Raw genomic sequence first — 23,741 nt, forward strand, 5'->3', positions numbered from 1 at the left:
TTAAGGGCATATTCATTATATAGTATCTTTCGAATTTTGACAGGATAGGTTAGAATTAACTTATTATTTTAAAGATATTGAATGGCAAGCTGGATAAGCTTCGCCCCGGTTAAAAGAAAACCTCCTAGGCGTAAGCGGCGCGTTACAGCAACCGGTGCGGAATTAAAAAAATATAGGACGCACAGAGAAGAAGCGAGACGGAGGATTTCAGAGCTTTTGATTAGGGTGAGTAGCCACTACGGCCTCAAGTATGGGCGGGTGGCGATTAGGAATCAGCGCCGGTCGTGGGGCAGTTGTTCGCAGGCCGGAAACCTCAACTTCAACTATCGGATACTTTTTTTGCCCGAGCATCTCCAAGAATATATTGTTGCTCATGAGTTGTGCCACCTTAAGGAGTTCAATCACGGTCCGTTCTTTTGGAAGCACGTCTCATCGTATGTGCCGAGCTATAAGAAAATAAGAAAAGAATTAAAAACAATACCAATTTCTTCAATATGATCAAACTTTTACTAGAGCACATAGCGACGTGGGTTACCGGCCTTATAAGCGCATACGGAGGCTGGTCCATTTTCGGATTGATGGCCGCCGAATCGGCAAATATACCGATTCCCTCGGAGGTTATTTTGACTTATGCGGGCTTTTTGGTGAGCAAGGGCGAATTAAACTTCCACTTGGCAGCTCTAAGTGGCGCGCTTGGCTGTCTTTTTGGGTCGGTTATCTCTTACATAATCGGTCTTAAGCTTGGTCGGCCGTTTCTGTGGAAGTATGGCAAATGGCTGCTTATCTCGCGGCACGACTTGGTTAAAGCGGAAAAATTTTTGGAAAAATATGGGACAGCGACTTATTTTATTTCCAGGCTGCTGCCCGTAATCAGGACCTTTATCTCTTTGGTAATCGGCGTTTCTAAAGGGAGTTTCGTCAAATCAAATCTTTATGGCTTTTTTGCTTCTTGGATATGGAGCTACCTCCTTGTTTATGTAGGAGTTAAGCTTGGCGACAACTGGGAGTCCCTAAGGCCTTGGTGGGATAAATTCAGTTTTGCTATCATTGGATTGATATTACTTGCCGTAGTTTGGCACGTGGTGCGAGTTTTCAGACACGAGCCAGAAGACTCGATTGGTAGTGATAATGTTTAATGATTGTTTTGAGTGTATAACAAAAACAGCCCATTGGGCTGTTTTTGTTAGGCTGCTATTTAGAGGAATAAAGAGTAGATCGTCGCGAGTCCGGCCAATACCATCAGGCTGACAACCGCCCAGCCTAGAAATTTATTAATGCCGCCATTGGCATGCTTGCCCATGACCTTTTTATTGCTGCTTATGATGACGATTGGCGCTAAAACCATCGGCGCCACCAGGCCGTTGGCGACAGCTGAATAAATCAAGGCCTTGATCGGATCGAGGTCGATAAAGTTTAGTGCTAAGCCGACAAAAACCGAGATGATGATGACGCCGTAGAATGCCTGGGCGCGGTCCAGCTTGTTATATAGACCTTCCCGCCAGCGGAAGCTTTCAGAGAGAGCATAAGCGACCGAGCCAGCAAGGACTGGTATGGCCAATAGTCCGGTGCCGATGATGCCTAGCGTAAAAAGGAGGTAGGCGTTATCACCGGCCAAGGGCTTTAGGGCGGCGGCTGCATCGGCCGCGGTGTTGATGTTGGTGATGCCGCTAGCGAACAGAGTTGCCGAACAGGTAGCGATGATAAAGAACATGACCAGATTGGACAGGAACATGCCCGACCAGATATCGAGCCTCATCTCTTTGACTTCTTGGTCAGTGGCACCGACACGGTCCTTGATGCGCGTTTTGCCTTGAAGAATCTCTTCTTCGACTTCTTGGGAGGTCTGCCAAAAGAACAGGTATGGCGAAATGGTTGTTCCGAGGACACCGGTTATCAAAATGATCGATTCTTTGTCCCAGGAAAAAGTCGGCATGAAAGTCGACTTCAAGACATCCAGCCAGTTGATTTCGACAAGCATGGCCGTAAAAACATAGGATAAGAGAATCAGTGCCAGCCACTTGAGGTAGCGGGCATATTTTTGGTAGGTGGTGAATATTTGTAACCCCAGGGTCAGGCCAGCAAAGGCGAAAACCAATAATCCGAAATTCAGCTCTGGCAGCAAGAGTTGGGTGGCTTTAGCCATGGCACCTAGGTCGGCGCCGATATTGAAGGTATTGGCGGCAAAAAGCAGGGTCGTCGCAGTATAAAGTACCCAGGGCGGCAAAAATTGTTTGATATTTGAAGCCAATCCGCGGCCCGTAACCAGTCCGATTCGCGCGCACATCTCTTGGGCGACAGCCATCAAAGGAAAAGTGAATGTAGCCAGCCAAAGCCATTGGAAGCCATAACGGGCACCCGCCTGGGAGTAGGTGGCAATTCCTGAAGGATCATCATCAGCCGCTCCGGTTGTCAGACCTGGGCCGAGCAAGTGCCAATACTCAGCCGCTTTTTTTATCGGCTTCTGGTTCGCAAAAATAGAAGCGACTTTTTTTGATCCGTCGATAGTTTTTTCCAAAATGATGGCCGGTTCTTCAGCGATTCTTTCAACGAGCGGACGTGAGCGGACGATTCTTTTTTTCTTTGTTTCTGATTTTCCCATCCTTGATTTGTTACGGAGTAAGTGGTAACAATATTGTACACTAAATCAATTAGCTTAGCCAACGGTTTTGTTCTATAATTATCAGTATGACTAGAGTAATTATCGTCTTGCCATTCCTGTTATTCGCCATCGGCCTCATCTTCGGTGCGCACTATTTCGTTTATCGGTCAGCGGTGTTTTTTTTCAGGCCATCGCCCTCGGCAAAGCTTTATTTGTCGTGGGTTTTTGTTTTGGCCGGCTTAAGCTTTCCATTGGCAATGACAATGGTTCATTATTGGGAAAATAGAATCGTCAGATTGTATTATTATCTGTCTGGCGCTAGCCTAGGGCTGGTTTTGTATTTGATCTTGTCTTTTGCAGCAGTTTGGGCGGTCTATGCGATTTCACTTTATTTTAAAACGGGGATTCCTTTGAGCGTGTTCGGGGTTTCGGCCCTATTATTGTCATTGGTCATTGCCTTGGGTGGACTTTGGAATGCCTATAATCCTAAGGTGACGAATATCACCATCCCGATGAAGGACCTGCCCTCAGCATGGCAGGGTAAGAAAGTTGTACAGCTTTCTGATGTCCATCTGGGGGCCATCTATGGACTTCACTATGTTGATCGGCTGGTCAGGCAGGTCAATGAGCTTGACCCGGAGATGATATTTATTACCGGTGACCTTTTCGATGGCATGGATGGAAGATTGGATGAGCTTGGCAAAGGAATCGCCGGCCTCAAGGCAAACAAAGGAATTTTCTTTATTACGGGAAATCATGAGACATATCTTGGCGTTGATAAGTCGTTGGAAGCGATTAAAGGTAGCCAGATTAGACATCTCGGAAACGAGGCTGTGAGCGTTGAAGGCTTGTCGATTGTCGGTATCGATTATCCACGTCGAGGAGAGGGTGATATTTTGGAAAAAGAATTGGAAAAGCTTAGGTTTGTTCGGCCGGCCATACTTTTGTATCACGAGCCAAGAAAAGTGCCGGAAGTCGCCGCTCTTAGTCTATTCGACCTGATGCTTTCCGGCCACACACACCGCGGCCAGCTTTGGCCGTTTGAATATATCGTTAAGGGTATTTATGGACCGTTTGCTTATGGTCTGAATCGGATCGGAGATTTTTATAGTTATACTTCTGTCGGCACGGGAACATGGGGGCCTCCTATGAGAACCGAAGGAGGCTCTGAAATAACACTTATCACTCTTATTAAAGCCGAGGATTAACCCGCGGCTTTTTAGTTTGAACGGCTGCTTATTGCTTGAGCCTTAATTATTTAACTCAATCTAGATCCAGAATCTTGTCATAACAAAAACGCCCATGAAGCCACAGGCGTTTTTGTTTCAAATGATCAATTTGTTCTGGTCTCCTGCCCGCCCTCCGCGCTAGAGAGCCGTTAGGCAACCGCGCTTGCTAATCATATACTAAGCACCCCTTATTAAGTCCTTATTAAGAGTATTTACATTTGACGCAAAAAGCTTAAGATAGAGATAAAGAGGCTAATATATGCTGGAAAAAATCAACCTAACCAATAAATACCTGGCAGTCATCCAAATAGCGGTGGCGATGGCAGTGCTTTATCTCACAAGCTGGTATAGCTATGTTTTTTTTCATAGCTTGGTTGAGATATTCAGCATTGTGGTTGCAATAGGAATCTTTGTTGTCGGCTGGAATTCAAGGCGGTTCATTGATAATTATTATTTTCTCCTTATCGCCATTGCTTTTCTGTTCGTTGGGCTGTTTGATTTGCTGCACCTCTTCGCTTACGAAGGCGTCAGCGTACTAAAATTATCGTCGGTGAATTTATCCTCCCAGTTATGGCTAAGCGCTCGTTTTTTTGCCGGATTTTCTTTGCTTATAGCGCCGATATTTGTAAAAAGACCCTTTAATGGCAAGCTGGTATTTTTTTCCTACCTTCTTCTTTTTCTGGTGGTTTTATCTTCGATTATCCGTTGGCGTTTTTTTCCTGACGTATACATCGAAGGAGTCGGGGTTACGGCATTCTATGTATATATGGAATATTTGGTAGTCGCTTTTTATGCCGGAGCATTGATTTTTTTGTCATTGAGAAGAAAATATTTCAATCAAGAAATATATCGTTGGCTTGCCCTTTCTCTTTGTTGCATGCTTATCATGGAGATGTTGCTCCTTAATCGGCTAGCCCAGTCAGGCATAGCTAATTTATTGAGCCATTTATTCAAGACGGCCTCGTTCTATCTGCTATATCTCGGCGTCATCGAAATGGGGTTGATGAAGCCGTACAGAGTGCTTTTTAAGAATTTGAAAGACAGTGAAAAGGCGCTTAAACAGAGCGAGGAGCGATACCGCTTGTTGGTTGAATTTTCTCCCGACGCCATGATCGTCCACGACTTCGGCAAGATCCTTTTTGTAAATGCAGCCACCCTAGGATTGCTTGACGCCAAGTCGGAAAACGAACTGATCGGGAAGGATATCATCCAATTTTTTCACCCGGATTTCAGTGAGACTATCGCCAGCCGGCTGGACCAGCTCCGTTTAGGCAAAAGCGTACTGCCCTCAAGGGAGGTGCAGATGCTATCCTTGCGCGGTCGCGTGATCGACGTAGAAATCAAAGGCGTCGTTGTCACATACGAGGGCAAGCTTGCCGTACAGACTATGATCAGGGATATTACCACCAGAAAGCTCGCTTTTGAAGATGCATCGGATCACGTCGTCATTACCGACCAAAAGGGCAGGATTATCTATGCCAACAAGGCCGCTGAGCGGATGACCGGTTTCGGGCGCTTGGAAATGATGGGCAAGGCCCCCAGTCTTTGGGGAAATTGTGCGGGCAAGAACCTTGATGCCGATATCGCCTCGTGTCAACGAGCTTGGGATCTTATTAAGCAAGGCAACGCCAGCTTCATCGGCGAGGTGGTCAACCAGCGGCGTAACGGAGAAAAATATGTGGCCGACCTTCACATCTCCCCGGTTTATGATGATGACAATGAGATCAGCGTTTATATTTGGATAGAAAGAGATGTCACTCGCTTGAAAGAAATCGATCGGGCCAAGACCGAGTTCGTTTCGTTGGCCTCCCATCAGCTTAGAACGCCGATTGCTAGCATCAGCCTCTCGGCCGAGTTGCTGCTTCGTGAGATCGGCGGCAAGCTAGAACCGAAGCAGCGCCAATATATCGAAGAAATGTTCCAGCAAGCCAAACAGATGTCTGAACTCGTCGACACGCTTTTGAATGTCTCAAGGATAGAGCTAGGTACTTTTTTCGGAGAGAAGACCGAATTCGACCTGATTGATCGGATCAAGAAGATCGCGTCGCCGCTCGTCAAACAGGCAAATAAAAAAAATATCAAACTCCAAGAGCGATATTTTGCAGAAAGGCTGGATGTCGATTTCGACAACAGCGCGCTTGCCATGATAGTGGAAAACTTATTGTCGAACGCCGTATATTATACTCCGGAAAAGGGGCTGATTACTGTTGCTGTGAACATGAAAGATGATGAGCTGGTTATTTCGGTCAGTGACACCGGTCGAGGAATCGCCACTGCCGATCAGGCCAAGGTCTTCAGCAAATTTTTCCGCTCCGACAGCGCGCAGCAGAACAGGCGGAAGGGTACGGGCCTCGGGCTTTATATAGTCAAATCCTTGGTTGAAAAGACGAATGGCAGGATCTGGTTCGATTCGGTTGAGGGTCTCGGCTCGACCTTTTATGTGGCATTTCCAAAAAAAGAACTGGGACTTGGCAGTCCCAGTCGGAGTTAACTTTCAGGCGTTCAGGCGATAACCTACTCCATGTACCGTTTCGACCAGCTGGCCATGGTCGTTTATTTTTTTACGGAGGTTGGTGATATGGACGTCCACGACGTTGCTGAAAGAGTCGAAAGCGAAATCCCATACGTTACTGAGTATCTGGTCGCGGGTCAGTACTTGGTTCGGATGACGCATCATATATTCCAGCAGGCTGAATTCTTTCAGGGTCAGCTTCACTTCTTGGCCGTTACGGAAAGCTTTTTTTGCCCCGGCATCAAGCTTGACGTCCTTGGCACGCATTTCGGTCGGCAAGACGGCGGTCGGCCGTCTCAGTATGGCTCGGATTCGAGCAAGCAGAACCTCGAAGGAAAAAGGCTTCACCAAGTAGTCGTCAGCCCCATAATTCAATCCGGTGATAATATCTTCCTGGCTGTCTTTGGCTGTCAGCATCAGTATTGGGGTGTGGATGTTCTGCTCCCTGATGTTTTTGCAAACAGTAAGCCCATCGCGCTTCGGAAGCATCAAGTCAAGCAGAACAAGGTCATAGTCTTCGTGATTCAGCTCAATCCTCAGCTGGGCCGATTCACCATCCTCTAGCCAGTCCACGGCGAATCCTTCGTTTTCAAGGCCGTCTTTTACCAGCTTGCCGATACTCGCCTGGTCTTCAATCAATAATATGCGCATAATTTTTGCTCTATGCTTTAAAGGTAGAATATCAGCTGCAAGACGTCAATAGAAAGCTTACTTTCTGGCCAGATTCATGGCGATGGCTATAGTGTAGACAGACGAGACGCCGACAACCGTATAAATTATCCGGGACAGCATGGTCATGTCACCGAAAAGTGTTGCCACGAGATCGAATTTAAACAGTCCAATCAGTCCCCAGTTCAAGCCACCGACGATGATGAGTATAAGGGCTGTCCAATCTAATGATGTTAGGCTTTTCATATGATCACCTCCCCTCAGTTGCGGATAATATTCATACTGTCAGTATCGTCGGGTAAGATGAAGCAAAAATTAAGAGCCTTCCCGTTTATGGGCTGGCATGAATGCGGCGATTATGAGGACCACAAGCATTACTAGCCCTGAAAAAATCAGAGAATTTTTTGTTGCAGCCAGCGAAGCATTGCTTTGGGCGCGCCTTATTGATATCTCTAAAGGTGAAAACTCTTGTGTTCCCGTTTCATTACCAGTAAGACTACGGATTTCGCCTTCGGAAACGCCTGAAGAAATGAAATATTTAGGAATCGGTGGAATCGTTGGGTCTTGTCTGATATTCTCAGCGAAGTTGAAAGTTAGGCTGGAGCTAAAAATCAGGCCGATTAAGGATATGCCGAAACTTGCGCCTAGCTGCCTGGCCGTAGCATTTATAGCTGAAGATTCTCCAGCCAAGGCCGCGGGAGCCGAAGATAAGATGAGGTTAGTCAGCTGTGCAGAGCTAGTGCCGATTCCGATTCCATAAATGATCAACGCCGGGGCTAGTGTCAGGCTAGTCATGTTCAACGATAAGGAGTCAATGAGAAGAACTATGCCGCAAGTCAGAAACCCGATACCTAATAAGATCACTTTTTTGAGTGAGAGGCGGTTAGCAAGCAGCCCGGAAATCGAACCGGCTATGAACGAGCTGACTGAGCTTGATAGCAGCATAATTCCGACGTTGAGCGGGGTCATGTCTAGGGCTGACTGCAAAAATATCGGCAAGATAAAAAAGACACCCATCTGGCTCAAGGAAAGCAAAAGGAGCACCGTCAAACCGAAGGAAAAGGCCTTGTTTTTGAAGATTGAGAGCTGAAGAAGGGGGCTTCCGCCGTTAGCTTCGGCTCGTTTTTCAATATAGATGAATAAAGAGATGAAATAAGCCGCTGCCATGAGCGCGAAGGGTATTATGGAGACGGTTTGTAACGGCCACTGCCAACCTGCGAAGGAGAGGTCGGTCTTGGGTGCCCACCAACCCAGCTTTTGCCCCTCGATTAGGGCAAAGACTAAAGAAAACATGCCCAGAGACGAGGTTGCGGTGCCGGGCCAGTCGAATTTCTTGCTAGCATCACCTTTTGTTTCCTTGATAAAAACCGACCCTAAAAGTACAAGAATGCCGATAAACACATTGATGCGCAAGGACCAGCGCCAAGAGTGAAAGGTCGTAAGATACCCGCCAAGCAGCGGACCGAGAGCTGAGGCCCCGCCAGCTACCGCGCCCCAGATTCCAAAAGCGACGGCACGTTCTTTGCCGGAAAATTCATTTACCAATAAAGAAAGGGATGAGGTGATCATCATCGAAGCTCCGATTGCTTCAATGATGGCCTCTCCTAAAAAAAGATATAAAACATTTGTGGCTTCGGAGGCGATAAAAGAACCGGCGGCAAAGAGCGTTACTCCGAGCAGGAATATGCGCTTGCGGCCATACATATCTCCGAGACGGCCGCTCGTAATCAGCAGCGCGGAGATTATCAGAGCGTAGCCGGAAAGGACCCACTCGAGCGCGCTTAAGGAAGTGTTAAGATCTCGGATGATATACGGCAGGGAAACGTTCAGAACGGTTCCATCAATGATTACGATTGCTAAGCCTAACGCAAGAATAAAAAGCGCAAACCAACGATAGCGATGAAGCTGTTTGTCTGAAAAAAAACTCATTTGCGATTAATTGCTTTTTTGTTTTTTTCTTCCTTGGAAAAGATGATGTATGAGTAGATTGTTGGAAACAGGGAAACTGATAAGACAACTAGCAATAATAGTGGTATTTTCCAAGCGGCTGGAAAGAAAATTTCCAAAACCATAATCAACCCGCCCAGAACGAATAGCTTGCCGGACAAGCGATTCGTTTTATTCCAGACCGTTTCGCTGGAGAGGGTCCATGGAGTCCGTGCCCCCATGAACCAATTAAGCTTAAGTTTGCTCATGTAATTGCCGATTAGGATGAAAAGCAGGCCAACCATTGCTGGGACGATGTCGCCTATAGGCAAGTCATAGCCAAGACCGTTCAAGCTGATGAGTTGGTAGAGTAAGGCCATGAAGCCGATAATCGAATTTTTCAAAATGTGATAAGTGCGTCCGAATTCCTGATAGCGCTCTTTTTTGGGATCAAGCCGTGGTGCAAGCAGTAGTAGTAGGTAGATTATCAAGATAAGTGCCGGTAGAAAAAAGGAAGCAAAAAGAGGCGAGCTCCAGCCGTCGACCTGTCCGGAAATGTTCCAGTGGCTAGGAACCCGATCAGGGAAGCTCGGATAGTAAAAAAATCCGGAAATGGCAGTGATGGCCAACATGGCGATCGGTAGCCACTCGGTCCGAAGATTGGTGTTTTTTGGTTCGGACATAGGTTTAGCGGTTAATTTTGAAAAATGAAATGATTATCTCGGTTAACTCCTCAAAGGCGCTTAAGTTTAGGGAGTAGATTATTTCCTGGCCTTGACGTCTAGAACTGACCAACCCCGCCTGCTTTAGTGCGTTCAAGTGGTGAGACAAGGAGGGCGCAGTTATGGAAAAATTCTTGCCTAAATCGCCAGCAGAAAAATCCTGCTTCTTGAGCAACTCTAGTATTTCTCTTCTTGTCGGATCGGCTAACGCGGAAAAGGTTTGACTAAGCATAGTTTGACATTTAGATAACTATCTAAATATTAGCAGACTGGGCAGAGGTGTCAAGGTGCCATGTTGACAAATACTGATAAAGATGTTATAAATAATAAATATTTCTTACAAATTACACGCCAGCACAAGGAGGCTGTCCATGAACCTTTTAGGGATTATCAGGCTAGCAGGCAAGTTTTTTGAAGAGCTCCTTCAACCCCAGGCCGTGATTCGGCCCAAGTCGGATTGGCAGGAAAAGCTGTGCATAAACGTTGGCAACGGCGCCACCTGCCAAACCGAAGCTACTTTTGAGGCATTTTTCCAAAGAGGCAGACTGAAAGCGGCGGTTCGCTGCTGTGCTAGTCCGGAGTGCCAGGCAGAATCGAAAAAGATCGCCAAAAGCGCGGTTTCAGAAAAAACCCAGTCCTAGGACTGGGTTTCTTTTATTTGATGCCGTGTTCTTGAAAGTGTTTGACGTATAGTTTGTCGACTTCACTTAAGTGATGGACAAGCCAATCTTCAAGGAAGTCGATCAGCTCGAAGGAGATTTCCATCTCGTTGTGGCTGACTCTCCGCTTGATGCTTTCGAGCTTGTCCTTGAATTTTCGGTGTTCTGCGATGTGGCTGTCAGTCTTTGGATAATTGGTCTTTCGAAAAAGGCTTTCCTCGGTTGAAAAATGCTTGATAATATAATTTTCAAGCTTTTTGAAAATTTCCATCAGCTTCACTTCGGTTTTTCTGGAGCCTATGGCATCATAAAGCTCATCGATCGCTTTAACGAATTGTCGGTGCTGCTCATCGATTTCATGGAAACCGAGCGCATATTTGCTTTCCCATTGGATTGGCATAATTTGAGGTTATTGATATGACATCATGATAACCTACCGGTGATTCAAGGGCAAGTTTTGCAAATTGTCCTTGTCATCGCTACAATTAAGTAATGAACAATCAATCAATTGCCGCCCTAGATTTTAAACACATAAAAAGCCTTTCTGACGCGACTGCGGCTTCGCGCTTGGCTCGTGAAGGCTACAACATCTTGTCGTCAGAAAAGCAGCGCGGCTTGCTTCGTGTTATCATGGAAGTCATAACCGAACCGATGTTTTTCCTGTTGATGGCCAGCAGTGCGATTTACTTCTGGCTTGGGGACACGCACGAAGCATTGGTCCTTTTGTCTTCCGTGGTTCTGGTGATATTCATTACCATCTATCAGGAGAACAAGACGGAAAAAGCTCTTCAGTCGTTAAAAGACCTGTCCAGCCCGCGTGCGCTGGTCATCAGGGGTGGCAAGGCCAAGCGAATTGCCGGCCAAGAAGTCGTCCGCGGCGATGTCGTGGTTCTGAGCGAAGGGGATCGAGTTCCTGCCGACGCCTTGATCGAATGGTCGAATAACCTGGTTGTCAACGAGTCGATACTGACCGGTGAGTCGATGCCCGTAGAAAAAGTCGCCGACAATGCTATCAGCACAATCCAGACTCCGGGTACTGAAAAATCTGCGAGCGTCTATGCCAGCACCCTGGTTGTCAGCGGATCGGGTGTCGCGCGCGTAGTTAAGACGGCAAATCAGACGGAGGTCGGTAAAATCGGGACTTCTTTGGCCAAGGTTGAGCCGGAAAAAACCAGGCTCCAGCTGGAGATTAACAAACTCATCAGATTCTTCGCCATATACGGCTTTATCTTGTGTTTTAGCGTGGCGATCATATACGGGCTTAAGCGAGCCGATTGGCTGGGCGGAACCTTGGCTGGAATATCATTGGCGATGTCAGTGCTGCCTGAGGAATTTCCTGTGATCTTGACGGTGTTCATGGCGCTGGGGGCATGGCGTCTTTCAAAGATAAATGTCCTGACCAGCCGACAAAAGGTCATCCAGGCTTTGGGCGGCATCACCGTGCTATGCGTAGACAAGACGGGCACTCTAACCAAGAATAGAATGGACCTGGAAGCTGTCGACGACGGGAATCAATGTGTCGACGTCGCTGTTGCCGGCTTATCCGGTTCATATCTTCGACTGGTCGAGTTGGCCATGCTGGCAAGTCAGCAGAAGCCCTTCGACCCGCTCGAAAAATCAATTATCAAGCTTTACCAGAAACATAAGGCCAAGGACCATGATTCTGACGGCGGTGACTGGAAGCTGGTGCATGAGTATCCTCTTTCACATGAGCAACTGTCTATCACTCACGTTTGGCAACAGCCTGAACAAGAAGATTATTTGGTGGCGGCCAAGGGGGCACCAGAGGCGATTATCGGCTTGTGCCATCTTGATGAGAAACAGTCTGAACTCTGGATGAAGAGGGTGCACGAGTTGGCATCGAAGGGTTTAAGGGTGCTTGCTGTTGCCTCGGCGAGCCATGAAGATGGCCAGCTGCCCCACAGTCAGCATGATTTTGAGTTCAAAATTTCAGGATTGCTCGGCTTTGCGGATCCGATCAGGGCGGAGGTTCCGGCGGCGATAGCTAGCTGTCATCAAGCCGGTGTCCGAGTAGTAATGATTACGGGAGACTATCCAGAGACTGCGGTCAAGATTGCTCAAAAGATCGGTTTAGGTAAAAACCCCCAAGTCGTGACCGGCCAAGAGCTTTCGGCCATGACGCCTTCTGAGCTTAAGGAGCGTGTCGGCCAAACCGTTGTTTTTGCCAGGATTGCTCCAGAACAGAAGCTGCGGATAGTCAACGCTTTCAAAGATAATGGAGATATCGTTGGTATGACTGGGGACGGTGTCAATGATGCCCCGGCGCTTAAGTCGGCCAATGTCGGGATTGCCATGGGGCTTCGAGGTACCGATGTCGCACGCGAGGCGGCCGGGTTGGTGCTGCTCGATGATGACTTTGCTTCGATCGTCAAAGGCATCAATGCTGGGCGCCGGATATATGACAACATCCGCAAGGCGGTGGTCTATGTTTTGGCGATACACTTCCCGATTGCCGGCATCACTTTTTTGGCAGTGCTGGCAGATTGGCCGCTGATGCTTTTGCCCGTGCACCTGGCCTTTTTAGAATTAATAATCGATCCGGCGTGCTCGATCGCATTCGAGAACGAGCCAGCTGAAGAAAACGCCATGTTGAGGCCGCCGCGCCATCCGGACAAAAAAACCCTGACCAAGCGCTTGATCAGGATTGCGGTGTTCCAAGGCATTTCGATGCTGCTATTTTTGGTTCTGGTCTTCAAGTTGGCGGGCTATACTGGAAAAACAGTCGATCAAACGAGAGCAATGGTTTTTACGGCGCTCATCTTTGCCAACATCAGCCTGATACTCGCTAATCGTTCTTGGTCCAGATCGATCATCTCCAGCTTCAGGGTTAAAAATCAGGCAGCTTGGCTGGTATTAGGAGGCAGCTTGATTGTCTTGGCTATTACTATTTTCGTACCGCAAGTGAGCAAGCTGTTCCACTTCGGTTTGCCAGGCTGGTTCGACTTGCTGTTGGCGGCAGTTCTTGGCGGCAGTAGCGTGTTGTGGTTCGAATTCCTTGAAAAGAAACCAGCGCAAAAATCCGGAATTGGAATATAAAAATTACGCCAGGCTTTTTGGGCCTGGCGCGAAGAAGTTTTGGAGGATGAGGTGATTAAGAAAATGAAAAGTGGTGGCCGTTGGGGCAGATCCGAAGATCGAGGAAGCTGCCGCACTTTTCGCAGCGGTTGCCGAAAACTCCCGGCACTTTTTTGGTCGCGAAGGGCGAACGGATCACTTCATCGCGATAGGTTCCATACGGCGGTTCGGGGGGCATCTTGAAGGCGCCGCCACGTTCTTGGCAAAGCTGACTCATGATAAATCCTCCTTGGGTGGGGGTTGGAATGGGCTAGGTTTAGTATATTAATAGCATATTTACTGGATTTTGTCAATACCATATTGTTTTATACACTTGGCTAATTCGGGAAAATAATACTGGTCCATGCGGACTTTTAAAACCAAAAACCCGTCGAGGATGTCGACGGGTTGTTTTTATGACAGGGGCTTGAAATAATTATCATTCATGGGTAGTGTTAGTATAAATCGATCATTTTCAAAAGGAGGCGGTATGTTATTCAGGGGCGATATCGAGGCATTTCAGGCGACGATGCGGTGTGTCGGCTGCTATCTCGAACATGAAGGAGAAATTCTTCTTTTACAGAAACAGGGAGAACATCTTTACTACCCAGGCAAATGGGGCGTTGTGGCAGGAAAGGTCGATCCCAAAGAAGAACCTTCGGTAGCGATTGTCAGAGAGATCCAAGAAGAAATCGGTTATGAAATTACGCCAGATGTGTTGGGTAAGCCCAGCGAGATTCCAGTTATCCATCCGCATTTCCACTTCCTCTACTTCCTGTTTCATCTGAGCATTATCGGCGAACGGCCGCAAATCAGGCTAAGCTCTGAACATTGCCATTTTCAATGGCTTGCTCCCGAGCTCGCGGTCAGTCTAGACCTGATTGAAGATGAGGCGGAGGTTATTGCAATGCATTATGCCTTAGAAACCATCAAAGCCCGTAGTTAGGGCTTTGTTTTTTTGAAAAAGTTTTTGGCCCTCAGCGAGTGGTACTGGCTAAGCTTCGATTTTGGTAAAAAGGTAGGCACCGACAGCCAGGACAAGCGCGGTCAACACGGAGAGTACGGCCAAATCTGTTGCTAAATGGAAGTGTGATACGTTGACCAAGGTGATTCTCAGGGCGTCGATGCCATATGTCAGGGGATTGAAGATGGAGATGGTGCGGAGGAAGCTGGGAGCCGAATCGAGCGGGAATAAAGCGCCTGACAGGAAAAAGAGCGGCATGACCAGGAAATTCATTATGAGTTGGAAGCCCTGGAAATCGTCAAGCATCGCCGCGATGGCGGTGCCGAGGCCGGTAAACAGCAAGGCGATAATGAACATAACCAAGATCGCTGCCGGCAGCATGGCCAAAGAAAACGGGCGGAACCCGACCAGGAGCGAAAGGGTTAAGACGATCAAACCCTGGATGGTAGCAATCGTCGCTCCGCCCAGTGTCCGGCCGAGCATTATTTGCAGGCGCGGTACAGGCGCGACTAGCGTCTCTTTAAGGAAGCCGAATTGGCGATCCCAGATCAGTTCAATTCCAGAAAAGATGGCAGTAAAAAGCACGGCTTGCCCGACTACGCCCGGGGCAATGAAGTCCATGTAGTTGCCTCCACCGGCTTTGGCAAAAATCGGACCGAAGCCGAAACCGAAGGCGACTAGAAAAAGCAGCGGTTGGCCGATGGAGCCGATAATGCGTGATTTGGAGCGGATGTAACGTTTCAGCTGCCTCAACCAGAGTATGTAGATAGTGTTCATATGTTTAGCGTTTGTTGCCGCGGTGCATGCGGGCGAAACCCCTTAAATTATCGGCGCTACTGGCCTGCTCTTCTCTGATGGCGCGTCCGGTAAGATTGAGAAACGCGTCTTCCAGAGAATCAGTTCCGGTTTTTTCCATCAGCTCTTTGGCAGTACCGCTGGCGATAATTTGTCCCTTGTCGATGATGGCTATGCGCTGAGCTACGCGTTCGGCCTCTTCCATATAATGCGTAGTGAAAAATACGGTGACGCCTTCTTCACGATTGAGTTTTTTGACGTATTCCCACATCTGGTTGCGGGTTTGCGGGTCGAGGCCGAGCGTCGGTTCGTCCAGGAAGAAAATTTTGGGATGGTGCAGCAGTCCGCGCGCTATTTCCAGGCGCCGCTTCATGCCGCCTGAAAATGTTTTAACCAATGAGTCGCGCCGATCCCATAGCTCGGTTATTTCTAGGAGTTCTTTGATTCTTTCTCGGCGCAAAGGCGCAGGCAGTTTGTAGAGTATGCCATGGAAGTCCATATTTTCGTATGTAGTCAGCTCTTCATCAAGGCTCGGATCCTGGAAGACGATACCGAAAGATTGTCGGGCTTGGTATTGCTGCTTGACCGGGTTGAAGCCGTTGAGCATCACTTCGCCGCTTGTCGGATTAAGCAACGTAGTCAGCATCTTGATAGTTGTTGATTTGCCAGCACCGTTCGGGCCGAGAAAAGCGAAAATTTCGCCGGGCTTTACTTCGAAAGATATATCGTTTACCGCCGTGAAATCACCGAATTTCTTGATTAGATTTTTGACCGAAATGGCCGATGTTTGTGTATCCATTTTTTCATATTAACAGCCGTTTTGGCATTCCGCAACAGCTGGCGGGTTCGTACCAAAAAACAGGGCTAACCCTGTTTTTTGGTGAATAAAGCAAGGAACAAATTTTAAATTGTGATTTTTTTTCTTTCAGTGTCTGGCTCCTGTTCGCCCTCGTCTTCTCCTTCGGACAAACTCATGAATTGATTGAGCTTATCAAGGTATGGGACCATCTGCCTGGCAATCTCTTCTTCCGTCTCTTTATCCCCGGACTCTTTGACTGATTGCAGTTTCCGGTTCATTACGTCCACTACGGTTAAATTCAGGGAAAAGGATTCGAACAGCTTGAGGGCTATCTGGATTTGCTGCTTGTCTTCTTCACTTGTTTCCTCGTCAGACAGAAAATCATTAAGTTCGAGCGTCTTGCCTGTTAAGCCTTCTTGGAGTTCGTTGATCTGTTTTGCCAGCGCTTGCCCTTCCTCTGGATTACTGAACGCTTCGTGCGTTCTTTTGCCGGCAAGCAATGCAAGGGCGCCGAGCCCGGCAACTAAAAAGCCGCGGCGGCTGATTTTGGGAGTTTCGCCATTGAAGGGTTGGTACATTTTTTCTTTGAAAGCCATATTGGATTGAGATTATTAAACGAAATTGGGACGCTTGATGACTTGGACGATCTGGCCGTTAACCAAGTACTTGTCGGCGTCTGAGCCGTGGATATAGATCGGCTGGATCGGCAAAGTGGATTCGGAGACCAGGGCGATCTGCTTGCGCGAGGTGTCGTGATAGAATCTTTTGATATTGGCGACATCGTCGATTACGGACAGGACGTAGTCGCCGTTATGCGGCGCTTTTTTGTGGCTATCGATTATGACATAGTCGCCGTTTTCGATAGGGCCGCCTGGGGCGGCAGTGGCTTTATTCATGGAGTCGCCGACGGCTTTGATAATGAAAAGCCCCTCAGGCTTTTTGCGCCCCGTAACGGCTGGCGATATCTTTAGGTACCCCTCGATATTCTCCTCGGCGTAGATGTCGGCCGGACCGCAGTTGGCGGAGCCCATAATCGGTAAATTGAACAGCGGGGCAGTTTTGGACTTGACCGAAGCGGTGGCGGTTATGCTGTGGTTATTCGCATCTTTTTGCAAGAAGCCCTTTTTTTCGAGCTGCTCTAAATGATGTTTGACCTTTTGCGGGTGCGACTCTCCGACCAGCTGGCCGAGCTTTCGTAAGCCGACGGAGCTGATGTCTAATTGCTTGGTCAGTTGCAGTATTTTTTGTTGGATGATGTGCATAAGTTTTTTGTGTTTCTGAAATCATTGTAGCAGGTTAGCCAAAATAGTCAAGAGTGTTCAAGAAACTTGACACTACGTCAAAACCGCAGTAAACTAAGGGTACTTAATCATTAAAGCACACCTATGCTTGAGCAAGTGCATGAACCGATCGAGGTCTTGGTCAAGTTTTACAAGGCCCAGGTATTCCCCTCGTTCTTTAAGTGGCGTGAAAAGACCTATAAGGTCGAAAAGGTGAATTTGGTGCATCGTCTGAAAGAGGGCGAAAACAACATTTACTATTTCAGCGTCAGCGATAATGCTAATTTTTTCCGACTGGCCTTCTTCACGAAAGACCTGTCCTGGAAAATCGAAGAGCTTTACCATGAAGCATAGGATCATCGTCCACCTGGACATGAATTCTTATTTCGCTTCGGTTGAACAGCAGGCTAACCCGTTTTTGCGCGGCAGATCAGTGGCGGTTTGCGCTTATTTGTCTGAGAACGGGACAATCATCGCTTCGTCTGTCGAGGCCAAGGCTAAGGGCATCAAGACTGGCACGCGGGTCAGTGACGCTTTGCGTCTCGACCCCGAGCTGGTATTAGTTGAAAACGAACCAGCCAAATATCGAACGGTCACGGAGCGGATTTTCAATATCCTACGCTCGTATACTGATGCGATGGAGCCTTATAGCATTGATGAGGCTTTTATGGACCTGACTGGCTGGGTCAAGGATTTTGCCGAAGCCGAGCAGGTGGCGCAAAAGATCAAGCAACGCATAACGATCGAAGTCGGTGATTGGCTCCGCTGTTCAGTGGGTATTTCCTGGACTAAGTTTCTGGCCAAGTTCGCCGGCGATATCGCGCCAAAGGGCGGTGTCCTGGTGATCACGTCAGAAAATCTGGAAAGCTTCTTGCTTTGCGATGTGCAGACAGCTTGGGGAATCGGCAAAGCCATGGCGGCACGCTTGCGGAGCTATGGGATCGTGACGCTCCTGGACCTTAAGAACAGCGACCCGATATTGCTAAGGCTGCGTCTCGGCAGTTGCGGCTATTATTTATGGTGCCATGTCAACGGACGAGAGATTTCAGGCGTCGCCCAAGAAGCGTCTCTGCCTAAGTCCATCGGCCATTCTTATTGCCTGCCAAGAAAAACTAGCGACAAAGAATATTTGGCCAAGGCATTGCTTAAGCTCTGCGAAAAGACGGGGCGCAGGCTAAGGGCACTCGGATTGGAGGCGAAAACCGGACATCTTTACGCCAGCTGCCTCCATGATAGTTACCACCAGAAGACTTTTCGCAGCCAGGAGGGAATTTTTACGACCAATGATCTATTTATGCCCCTTCACGCCTTTTTATTGCAGACCAATTTGCCATTGCCAGTCTTCAAACTGGCAGTTACGGTAACCGGATTGGCTCCAGTCTCGAACCAGCTGGAATTATTTTCCGATAGATCAAAACACAAAGACATTAGCCTGGCCATGGACAGGATAAATGATCGTTATGGTGAATACACGGTAAAGAGCGGCTTGATGCTGGGCAGCGACGACATGGCCAAGGACCGTGTCGGCTTTCGTAAAGTGGCAGGCTTATGATGATGGATGGCAGGGTGCCTTTTTCTAGGAAATGGCTTATAATGATGTAATAACGATTAAAATCCAAGCAATGCAAACCAAGATCATCACGACCATCGGACCGAAATCAGAAGCGCCTGAGGTTATTAAGAAGATGGTTGAAGCGGGGGTGGATATGTTCCGTTTCAATTTTTCACACACCACCACAGAACAATTTTTAAGGGTTTCTAAACTGATCAGGAAAATTTCCAAGGAACTGGGCAAGGATATCAAGATCATTCAAGACCTTCAGGGACCGCGCATACGCGTAGGTAAATTGCCGGCTGAGGGCGTCATGCTCGCTGATGGCCAGGAAATAGGTTTTACGGTCGGCCAGAATGATTTGCCAAACAACCTGATCAACATTGATGACAAAAAGCTGTATGAAGACATAAGGCGCGGCGATCCGCTTTTCTTATCCAACGGTTCGATTGAGTTGGTAGTGCTGGCGGTAAAGGGTGATGTCATCTGGTGCCGCGTGATTCAGGGCGGCCTGCTGACATCGAGCAAGGGGGTTAATGTGCCGGGCACTAATCTTAAGCGCGGCGGACTTACTGAAAAGGATATCGCCGACGTCAAATTTGCGCTTAAGACCAAACAGGTTGATTATGTGGCTCTGTCTTTCGTACAAGAAGCCGAGGATGTTTCCAAATTGCGAGGCATAATCAGGAAGGAGGCCGGTGAAAAAAACAAGATCAAGATCATTTCCAAAATCGAGCGAGGAGTCGCGCTCAAGGACATCGACCGGATAATAGTCGAGTCCGATGTCATCATGTTCGCTCGAGGAGATCTCGGCATCGAGGTACCGGTCGAGAACCTGCCGATCATCCAGAAGAATATCGTCCGCCATGCGCATTGGCACAACACCCCGGTCATTATCGCCACCCAAGTGCTGACCTCGATGATTATTAGTCAGAACCCGACCCGGGCCGAGGTCAGCGATATTTCCAATGCCATCTTTGATCGCGGCGACGCCGTCATGCTTTCCGATGAGACGGCGGTGGGTGCCCACCCGATCGAGGCGGTCAAGATATTGAAGAAAGTGATCAAGCGGACCGAAGAGTATCTGGAAAAGAAGAATTTTTTCGATCCGGAAATCCAGCGTGGCACGGTCAATAAATACTCCAACTTAAATGTTGGCTGACTCTATTAACAATAGTTAGATAAAAATACCGCGACTCCTGGTGGAGGTCGCGGTTTTTGGTTGAAGACTATCAAATGAGCCCTTGCCAAGGCACTATATCCTTTTCCGATAAGCGCAGATCAGTGGGCTTGTTTCTCGTCCGGTAAACCATGACAGAGGCATTTTCGAAGACGCCGAGATCGAGCTGTCGCATCGCCTCCTCTATGGATAGGCACTGCATGATTTTCTGGAACAAAATGAGCCAGTGTCCGTGAGTGACGACAAGCACCTTTTGCCCGCCGCAGTCTCGCTGCAGCATATCAAGAAAACTGTGGATGCGCAGTTCGATATCCGGCCAATTCTCTCCGCCAAGAGGACGGTAGTGATATAGGTCCTCTTTTTCTTTTCGCTCGATTTCTTCGGGGAAGCGGAGTTTTACTTGATTCAGAGTCATGGTGTGCCAGATGCCGCGCTGCCCTTCGGCTAGGCGAGGATCCTCGATTTTTTTGCAGTCGGGGAACATGATATCCAACGTTTGCCGGGCACGCTCGTAATACGAGCAGTAGTGCTTGTCGAATTCACCGAAAGCGCGTCTCAGGTGTGATCCGGTCAAGGCTGCTTGTTGTCTGCCTCTTGGTGTGAGAGGAAATCTGTAGTTGGCGACAAGGGCTTGGGCACGCTCATTCACCCCCATGATGTTGCCTTCGGATTCGGCGTGTCGAACGAGTATCAGTGTTTTGGGCCAGGGCATGATAGTTTCTCCTTTTATTTTTAATGATCTGCCTTTCATTCATATTTTTGCACAGTCCATAGAGAAGTGTATTAGAGATGCTTCAATATTGAAATAAAATAATAAGAATAACCACCAATTTTGCTAAAGTTAAGTAATATACTATAATAATAAATGTACTTAAATTAATACACTTTTATGAAAATAAGCGCACTTTTAACCCGTCTAGGACTCACCGAGGATGAGACTAAGGTTTATTTAGCTTTGCTGCGCACCGGCAAGTTGAATATATCGGAATTGTCGAAAGTTACAGGCCTTTATCGCCCGATGGTTTATAAGCTCCTGCCTCGACTGTATGGCATGCAGCTGGTCGCATATCAGAAGGTCGGCAAAAGAACTTATTATGTAGCGGAGAATCCGGCACAGTTGAAGCTGCTGGTCGATAAGCTGTCTGATGACTTGGAGATGGTATCAGAGGAGCTGTTTCAGACGTATCGCAACGGTAAGCAGCGGCCGGTCATTAAGAATTTCGAAGGCAAAGAAGGAATCAGGCGGGTGTATGACGAGATGATGAGCCTATGTAAGAAGGGTGATATCATTTATCGCTACGAATCTCCTAAAAATTATCAGAAAAACAAGGAATATTATCCGAGACTGTATCTGAACAAAGCTGCCGGGGCGCGGGAAAGCATCATTGAAAAATTCGTCATAACCAACGAGAAGACGCACATGCTGAGACATAAGAGGCTTGAGCGTTACTCCAAATACGTGCCCGCATCTTTCGACCCGTTCGAGTATGATATTACGCAGCTTATCTACAAGAATAGAGTGGTTTTTATCGATTACAAAAGAGAGGCGGCTAACGTGATCGAGAGCACTAGGTATGCCGAGTTCCAAAAACGGCTGTTCAAATTATTATTCGATAAGATATAAACGCGATCCTCTGCGATTGCTGGGGTTTGACAGAAACGGCAAAAAAGTGTTAAATTGGCCTATTCTTAGCATTTGATGTTAAACGATCTTTAGTCAAGAAATTACGAAAGGAGGAAGTGCTGTTGCGATGCATGAACGCTGTATAACCCCAAGACAAGGAGGAGGACATGCTTAGTAAAAAAACGAAAGACAGGCTGTTTCCGATGATTCCCGAAGCGCTGGAACTGGTGGCTCGAAACGGTTCATCAAGTCCGTTGTTGGCGAATATGCCTTCGTGTCAGCTTAGCCAAGGGGTTCACCTGATCGATCAGCAGACTTTGATCGATCGGGCCAATGAGATGAAGCGCCACATCTGGCCGGACGGCGGCGGGACGAACTTGTTCGCGGTCAAAGGACAGCCCAACCACTGGGTCTTGAAGACTTTGTTGGATGCTGGCTTCGGCCTGGACTGCAGCTCGCCGACCGAGATCTGGGATGCGGCGAAGGTCGGCACGAACGGTCATCCGGTGATGTACACCGCTAACGCGACTCCCTGGGAGCACCTGGAGTATGCCAGGCAGAACGGCGCCATCCTGAATCTTGATGATGACTGCTATCTCGACGAGCTTTCCGGAAAAATGCCGCAAATCATCTCTTTCCGGGTCAATCTGGCCAAGGCCAGGCAGGACGGTCAGAGCAAGATTATCGGCAAGGCGACGAAACAGAAATACGGCGTTCCCGTCGGTAGGCTAATCGAGGCTTTCCGCAAGGCCAAGAAGCTGGGCATCAAGAATTTCGGCCTGCACACCATGTATGCCAGCAATTGCCGCAGCTGGGAAACTCACGCCAAGACGCTTGAGATCTTGCTCGGCCTGGCATTGCAGCTTGAGGCCGCTCTGGGTATCAAGCTCGTCTTCATCAATGCCGGCGGTGGCATCGGCGTCGACTACAAACACCCCGATGACCAGAGCATCAAATATGGCGAAGATGACAAGCCGTTCAATCTTGAGATGTATGGAGCGGACGCCAACCGTCAGCTTGCGGAATTCGAAAGCGTGCATGGCTGGCGGCCGGTCCTTTATCTGGAGTGCGCGCGTTATGTTGCGGCTCCTGCTGGCATCTGGGTAGCGCCGATCATCTCGGTGACGCAGAAATATCGTCGCTTTGCCTGTATGGCGGCCTGCGACGGCGCTGACCTGTTGCGCGCTGGGATTTATCCGGCCCACCATCACATCGTCGTACTGGATAAGGACTTCCAGGAAGTGAAAGACCGGAAGATCATCCGCCAGTCGATTGTCGGACCGCTGTGTGAGAACATCCACGCCGTCTCGCAGCGCCTACTGCCGGAAATCAGGGTCGGTGACCACGTCGTTTTCAGCGACACCGGTTGCCATGGTATCGAGATGGGCATGAATTACAACGGTTGGACCAAGTCCGGCCAAGTCATGCACCTGGCTGGCGGTGGTCTGCAGCTCATCAGCTTGCCTCAGACCATAGCTGACATCAGATCTTTACAGGTCCCGCTGAATCAATAAGCGGCCGCAACAACGAACAGCCCGGAGAGCGATCTCCGGGCTTATTTTATGGCTTAATAATTATTTGATGACGGCGTAGAGATAGTTAAATACTAATTTTTAGATCGAACCCTCATTGTGCCGGCCCGAGGAAGTGCTTCTTAATGGTTGCTTAATTGTTTTAACCGATTATTATAATAATAATAACACCTTTCAAAAAACATATGAAAAACAATGTAGCGATTATTAGTGCGGTTGTGATACTGCTTTTAGGCGGAAGCTATTTTTATTATGGCACGAGCGACGATCAGCCAAAGATTTACGACAACCCAACCGGTGTGAACGATCAGCCAAAGACAGAGGCAAAAGCATTCGCCTTGTCTGATGTTGCCCAACACGCCACGGTTGAAAATTGCTGGTTAGCGATCGAAGGAAAAGTTTATGACGTCACGAAGTATATTGACGGAGGCAAACATCCTGGAGGCGCAGCGATTATTCAGGGATGCGGCCGGGATGCGACCGAACTATTCAACACCAGGCCGATGGGCTCGAAAACTCCGCATTCAGATAAGGCAAAAAGCTTTTTGCCGAATTTCTATATCGGCGACCTGAAATAAAACTTATCTAAAAAACGGGCCTAGCGGCTCGTTTTTGATATCTGAT

26 protein-coding genes are annotated in these 23,741 nt (G+C 48.1%); 13 read left to right on the plus strand and 13 right to left on the minus strand.

All coding sequences use genetic code 11. The features are described 5' to 3' along the window. Positions 1–81: 81 nt before the first annotated feature. Positions 82–498, plus strand: coding sequence for a M48 family metallopeptidase (locus HGA34_03435; protein ID NTW22566.1), 417 nt, complete (start codon positions 82–84; stop codon positions 496–498). After that, the gene (locus HGA34_03440) at positions 495–1,136 is read left to right on the plus strand and encodes a DedA family protein (protein NTW22567.1); all 642 of its coding nucleotides are present in this window, start codon (positions 495–497) and stop codon (positions 1,134–1,136) included. Before HGA34_03435 ends, HGA34_03440 begins: the two co-directional genes overlap by 4 nt. A 59-nt stretch (positions 1,137–1,195) precedes the next feature. Here the strand turns inward: HGA34_03440 and HGA34_03445 are convergent, their stop codons facing one another. Continuing rightward, on the minus strand, positions 1,196–2,599 hold the full coding sequence (locus tag HGA34_03445; GenBank protein NTW22568.1) for a divalent metal cation transporter: 1,404 nt from the start codon (positions 2,597–2,599) through the stop codon (positions 1,196–1,198). 86 nt (positions 2,600–2,685) lie between these two features. On the opposite strand from HGA34_03445, the gene HGA34_03450 reads away from it, so the two are divergent. Both HGA34_03450 and HGA34_03455 read left to right on the plus strand, forming a co-directional pair. Then, positions 2,686–3,807, plus strand: a complete 1,122-nt coding sequence (locus HGA34_03450; protein ID NTW22569.1) for a hypothetical protein — start codon at positions 2,686–2,688, stop codon at positions 3,805–3,807. Between the two features lie 280 nt (positions 3,808–4,087). Beyond that, positions 4,088–6,319: a PAS domain S-box protein gene (locus tag HGA34_03455; GenBank protein NTW22570.1), complete on the plus strand. Its 2,232-nt coding sequence runs from the start codon at positions 4,088–4,090 to the stop codon at positions 6,317–6,319. A 3-nt stretch (positions 6,320–6,322) separates the two neighbouring features. On the opposite strand, the gene HGA34_03460 is transcribed toward HGA34_03455, so the two are convergent. The 5 genes from HGA34_03460 to HGA34_03480 form a co-directional block, all read right to left on the minus strand. Then, entirely contained in the window at positions 6,323–6,991 is a 669-nt protein-coding gene (locus HGA34_03460; GenBank protein ID NTW22571.1) for a response regulator transcription factor, read from the minus strand. Between the two features lie 57 nt (positions 6,992–7,048). Continuing rightward, positions 7,049–7,255, minus strand: coding sequence for a DUF378 domain-containing protein (locus tag HGA34_03465; GenBank protein NTW22572.1), 207 nt, complete (start codon positions 7,253–7,255; stop codon positions 7,049–7,051). Between the two features lie 69 nt (positions 7,256–7,324). Continuing rightward, positions 7,325–8,938 (minus strand): DHA2 family efflux MFS transporter permease subunit, encoded by a 1,614-nt coding sequence (locus tag HGA34_03470; GenBank protein NTW22573.1) that lies wholly within the window; start codon positions 8,936–8,938, stop codon positions 7,325–7,327. Continuing rightward, entirely contained in the window at positions 8,935–9,618 is a 684-nt protein-coding gene (locus HGA34_03475; protein NTW22574.1) for an SdpI family protein, read from the minus strand. Before HGA34_03475 ends, HGA34_03470 begins: the two co-directional genes overlap by 4 nt. 4 nt (positions 9,619–9,622) lie before the next feature. Further along, complete coding sequence (locus tag HGA34_03480) at positions 9,623–9,889, minus strand: winged helix-turn-helix transcriptional regulator (protein NTW22575.1); 267 nt, start codon at positions 9,887–9,889, stop codon at positions 9,623–9,625. Between the two features lie 139 nt (positions 9,890–10,028). Here HGA34_03480 and HGA34_03485 point away from each other — a divergent pair, with 139 nt between their 5' ends. Further along, positions 10,029–10,298, plus strand: a complete 270-nt coding sequence (locus HGA34_03485; protein NTW22576.1) for a hypothetical protein — start codon at positions 10,029–10,031, stop codon at positions 10,296–10,298. 13 nt (positions 10,299–10,311) lie between these two features. Here the strand turns inward: HGA34_03485 and HGA34_03490 are convergent, their stop codons facing one another. Beyond that, on the minus strand, positions 10,312–10,716 hold the full coding sequence (locus HGA34_03490; protein ID NTW22577.1) for a hemerythrin family protein: 405 nt from the start codon (positions 10,714–10,716) through the stop codon (positions 10,312–10,314). Between the two features lie 92 nt (positions 10,717–10,808). Between HGA34_03490 and HGA34_03495 the strand changes: the two genes are divergently transcribed. After that, positions 10,809–13,373 carry a cation-translocating P-type ATPase gene (locus tag HGA34_03495; protein NTW22578.1) on the plus strand — a complete coding sequence of 855 codons (2,565 nt, stop codon included), beginning with the start codon at positions 10,809–10,811 and terminating at the stop codon, positions 13,371–13,373. Positions 13,374–13,428: 55 nt separating this feature from the next. On the opposite strand, the gene HGA34_03500 is transcribed toward HGA34_03495, so the two are convergent. Next, a complete protein-coding gene (locus tag HGA34_03500; GenBank protein NTW22579.1) occupies positions 13,429–13,629 on the minus strand; it encodes a hypothetical protein in 201 nt (66 codons plus the stop codon). Positions 13,630–13,881: 252 nt separating this feature from the next. Between HGA34_03500 and HGA34_03505 the strand changes: the two genes are divergently transcribed. Continuing rightward, positions 13,882–14,337, plus strand: coding sequence for an NUDIX domain-containing protein (locus HGA34_03505; protein NTW22580.1), 456 nt, complete (start codon positions 13,882–13,884; stop codon positions 14,335–14,337). A 48-nt stretch (positions 14,338–14,385) separates the two neighbouring features. On the opposite strand, the gene HGA34_03510 is transcribed toward HGA34_03505, so the two are convergent. The 4 genes from HGA34_03510 to HGA34_03525 form a co-directional block, all read right to left on the minus strand. Next, the gene (locus tag HGA34_03510; protein NTW22581.1) at positions 14,386–15,132 is read right to left on the minus strand and encodes an ABC transporter permease; all 747 of its coding nucleotides are present in this window, start codon (positions 15,130–15,132) and stop codon (positions 14,386–14,388) included. 4 nt (positions 15,133–15,136) lie between these two features. Further along, a complete protein-coding gene (locus tag HGA34_03515; protein ID NTW22582.1) occupies positions 15,137–15,949 on the minus strand; it encodes an ATP-binding cassette domain-containing protein in 813 nt (270 codons plus the stop codon). Between the two features lie 104 nt (positions 15,950–16,053). Next, a complete protein-coding gene (locus HGA34_03520) occupies positions 16,054–16,545 on the minus strand; it encodes a hypothetical protein (GenBank protein NTW22583.1) in 492 nt (163 codons plus the stop codon). A 15-nt stretch (positions 16,546–16,560) separates the two neighbouring features. Continuing rightward, the gene (locus HGA34_03525; GenBank protein ID NTW22584.1) at positions 16,561–17,211 is read right to left on the minus strand and encodes a hypothetical protein; all 651 of its coding nucleotides are present in this window, start codon (positions 17,209–17,211) and stop codon (positions 16,561–16,563) included. A 123-nt stretch (positions 17,212–17,334) separates the two neighbouring features. On the opposite strand from HGA34_03525, the gene HGA34_03530 reads away from it, so the two are divergent. The 3 genes from HGA34_03530 to pyk all read left to right on the plus strand — a co-directional run bounded on the left by HGA34_03530 (position 17,335) and on the right by pyk (position 19,943). Beyond that, a complete protein-coding gene (locus HGA34_03530) occupies positions 17,335–17,583 on the plus strand; it encodes a hypothetical protein (GenBank protein NTW22585.1) in 249 nt (82 codons plus the stop codon). Further along, the gene (locus HGA34_03535; protein ID NTW22586.1) at positions 17,573–18,781 is read left to right on the plus strand and encodes a DNA polymerase IV; all 1,209 of its coding nucleotides are present in this window, start codon (positions 17,573–17,575) and stop codon (positions 18,779–18,781) included. The genes HGA34_03530 and HGA34_03535 overlap by 11 nt, the downstream gene beginning before the upstream one ends. A 70-nt stretch (positions 18,782–18,851) precedes the next feature. Continuing rightward, positions 18,852–19,943, plus strand: coding sequence for a pyruvate kinase (gene pyk, locus HGA34_03540; protein ID NTW22587.1), 1,092 nt, complete (start codon positions 18,852–18,854; stop codon positions 19,941–19,943). A 70-nt stretch (positions 19,944–20,013) separates the two neighbouring features. Here pyk and HGA34_03545 read toward each other — a convergent pair whose 3' ends face one another. Further along, a complete protein-coding gene (locus HGA34_03545) occupies positions 20,014–20,673 on the minus strand; it encodes a histidine phosphatase family protein (protein ID NTW22588.1) in 660 nt (219 codons plus the stop codon). 177 nt (positions 20,674–20,850) lie between these two features. Between HGA34_03545 and HGA34_03550 the strand changes: the two genes are divergently transcribed. The 3 genes from HGA34_03550 to HGA34_03560 all read left to right on the plus strand — a co-directional run bounded on the left by HGA34_03550 (position 20,851) and on the right by HGA34_03560 (position 23,695). Beyond that, entirely contained in the window at positions 20,851–21,585 is a 735-nt protein-coding gene (locus tag HGA34_03550; protein ID NTW22589.1) for a hypothetical protein, read from the plus strand. 167 nt (positions 21,586–21,752) lie between these two features. Continuing rightward, on the plus strand, positions 21,753–23,099 hold the full coding sequence (locus HGA34_03555) for a hypothetical protein (GenBank protein ID NTW22590.1): 1,347 nt from the start codon (positions 21,753–21,755) through the stop codon (positions 23,097–23,099). A 203-nt stretch (positions 23,100–23,302) separates the two neighbouring features. Further along, positions 23,303–23,695, plus strand: coding sequence for a hypothetical protein (locus tag HGA34_03560; protein ID NTW22591.1), 393 nt, complete (start codon positions 23,303–23,305; stop codon positions 23,693–23,695). Positions 23,696–23,741 lie beyond the last annotated feature (46 nt).

The sequence above is a fragment of the Candidatus Falkowbacteria bacterium genome (assembly GCA_013336275.1).
Classification (GTDB): domain Bacteria; phylum Patescibacteriota; class Patescibacteriia; order Patescibacteriales; family GWE2-39-37; genus JAAXUA01.